The organism is Albidovulum sp. (assembly GCF_049646345.1).
In the GTDB taxonomy this organism is placed as follows: Bacteria; Pseudomonadota; Alphaproteobacteria; order Rhodobacterales; family Rhodobacteraceae; genus Albidovulum.
Window position 1 is genome coordinate 1 of record NZ_JBARVQ010000055.1, and the last position, 2,643, is coordinate 2,643.

Here is a 2,643-nt window from a genome sequence, read left to right on the forward strand (position 1 = left end):
ATCTGGGATTGTTCATGCGGCCCGGGCGGATGCCCTATTCCTTTTCCATCGTGCATTGCAGCGGATGCTGGTGGCGGCGGGCGAAATCCATCACCTGCGCCACCTTGGTCTCGGCCACTTCGAACGAAAAGACGCCGACCACCGCCAGCCCCTTCTTGTGCACGGTCAGCATAATCTCGAACGCCTGACTGTGATTGAGGCCAAAGAACCGTTCCAGCACATGGACGACGAATTCCATCGGCGTATAATCGTCGTTCAGAATCAACACCTTGTAGAGTGGCGGCCGCTGCGTCTTGGGCCGCGTCTTGGTGATGACCGAGGCATCCGGGTCATTGTCGTCTTTGCGATCCGACATGATGATGGGATACAAGGTCAAAGGGCACTCCTGATGGCGCGACGGATTCGGCCGCATTTCGGTTCCGGTCCCCAATATAACCCCTGTGGCGTCCGATGAAAGTGGTGCGATACTGCGGATTGCTTCGAATCCCATGAATCGGGACAGTAGCGGCATGGGAACGCCATGCACGAACTGACCACAATTGCCTTCGATGCCGACGATACACTCTGGCACAATGAGCGATTTTTCCGCCTGACGCAGGACCGGTTTGCCGGGCTCTTGGCCGAATTTGCCGCCCCCGATCACCTCGCCGACCGGTTGCTGGCAGCGGAACGGCGCAATCTGGGGCATTACGGATTTGGCGTGAAGGGCTTTACGCTCTCGATGATCGAAACCGCGATCGAAGTGACCGAGGACCGGGTCCCGGCGCGGGTGATCCGCGAGCTGATCGAGGCGGGGCAAGACATGCTGGCCCATCCGATCGAGCTTTTGCCGCATGCAATGGAAACGGTCAGCGCGCTGAAGGGCCACTACCGGCTGTTGCTGATCACAAAGGGCGATCTTCTGGATCAGGAGCGCAAACTGGCGCAGTCCGGGCTTGGCGATTTCTTCGACGGGGTCGAGGTCGTGTCGGACAAGACGGCACCGGTTTATGCCGCGCTCTTTTCCCGGCACGGTCTGGTGCCAGACCGGACGATGATGGTCGGAAATTCCCTGAAATCGGACGTGCTGCCGGTGCTCGACCTCGGCGGGTGGGGCGTGCATGTGCCGCATGACCTGACCTGGGCGCTTGAGCACGACACCGCGCCAACCCATCACCCCCGGTTTCACGAAATCGCCGATCTGGCCGGTTTGGCACCTTTGTTGCGGCAGCCAGGCAACAGGGATCATGGCGCATATGGTGGTTCGGCGGCCGGGGACGACTAAATGCGCCGCGCACAAACCGCCTGCGGGGCGGTTGACAGGCCATCGGAAGAACAGCCGCAAACATATTGAAACAAGGCTGTTTTCGTACAGCCGGGCCTGTGTTATCGTGACCCAAATCAATGAAGCTTCGGCGCTAATGATCGAAGCATGAGGCAGTTTATAGGTGAGACAGGTGCTTGCTTGTCCGTGGCAGTGCGTTCATCGCACCCGTATTCTCGTGGCGTTCGCGCTTGCGTTTTTCCTAGCTCCGATTCTGGCGCTTGCAGCGCCCTATGCGGATTACGTCATCGACGCCCGCACAGGTCAGGTCCTGCATCAGGAGAATGCCAATACAAGGTTGCATCCCGCATCCCTGACCAAGATGATGACGCTCTACATTGCGTTCGAAGCCATCGAACACGGTGAGATTTCGCTCGACAGCAAGGTCACGATCTCCAAACACGCCGCATCACAACCGCCGTCGAAACTTGGGTTGCGCCCAGGTCAGACGATTGCCCTGCGCTATTTGATCCGGGCCGCAGCGATCAAATCGGCCAACGATGCCGCCACCGCCATCGGCGAGGCCATCGAAGGGTCGGAACCCGCCTTTGCCCGCCGCATGAACCGCACTGCCAAGGCGCTGGGTATGACGCGCACGAATTTCGTGAACGCGAACGGTCTGACCGCAAAGGGTCACCTGTCCACGGCGCATGACATGACCATGCTGGGCCGGCATGTGTTCTACGACTACCCGCAATACTATAACCTCTTCTCGCGTACGACAGCGGATGCGGGGGTGGCGCGGGTCGCCCATACCAATCGGCGCTTTCTGGGTTCCTACAAGGGGGCAGACGGTATCAAGACCGGCTACACCTCGGCCGCGGGGTTCAACCTGACCGCGTCCGCCCAGCGCGGCAACAAACGTGTCATCGCCACCGTTTTTGGCGGAAAATCGACGGCCACGCGCAATGCCCGTGTGGCCGAACTGATGGATCTGGGCTTTGCCAAATCGCCCCGACGCGCTGCCGTGCAGAAACCGGGGCGACCACCCTATCTTGGTGGTGGTGCGGATGAGGATCCAGCCTTTGTCGTGGCCGAGGCCGCCTCGGGCAGCAAGACGCTGCCAGCGGGCAAGACGATTCGCCTGAACACGGCCGTGAAGGTCAGCCTGTTCCCGAAACGCCGCCCGATTCCGGGGGCTGAACCTCCCGCTGAGGAAACGGCACCGGCGGAAGACCTGTTGATCGCCATGCAGGACACGATCGACGATGTCCTGAGCGAGGCACAGGCCAAGCCCGCCGCAGAGACGCCGCAGGAACCCGAAGTGGCTGCCGATGCAGCGATCGAGGTTGCCGCCGAGCCCGAACCTGACGCGGCCCCCGCCCCTGAACCCGTCGAAG

Annotated in this window: 3 protein-coding genes; 2 read left to right on the forward strand and 1 reads right to left on the reverse strand. The window is 60.9% G+C overall.

Annotation, left to right across the window (positions count from 1 at the left end):
- Window positions 1-34 precede the first annotated feature (34 nt).
- A complete protein-coding gene (gene clpS, locus WBB85_RS01380; protein WP_432636835.1) occupies window positions 35-355 on the reverse strand; it encodes an ATP-dependent Clp protease adapter ClpS in 321 nt (106 codons plus the stop codon).
- A 165-nt stretch (window positions 356-520) separates the two neighbouring features.
- Here clpS and WBB85_RS01385 point away from each other — a divergent pair, with 165 nt between their 5' ends.
- Both WBB85_RS01385 and WBB85_RS01390 read left to right on the forward strand, forming a co-directional pair.
- Window positions 521-1,264, forward strand: a complete 744-nt coding sequence (locus WBB85_RS01385) for an HAD family hydrolase (protein WP_432636834.1) — start codon at window positions 521-523, stop codon at window positions 1,262-1,264.
- Between the two features lie 217 nt (window positions 1,265-1,481).
- Window positions 1,482-2,643, forward strand: a 1,162-nt coding sequence (locus WBB85_RS01390) for a serine hydrolase (protein ID WP_432636836.1), incomplete at its 3' end; no start/stop codon positions are given.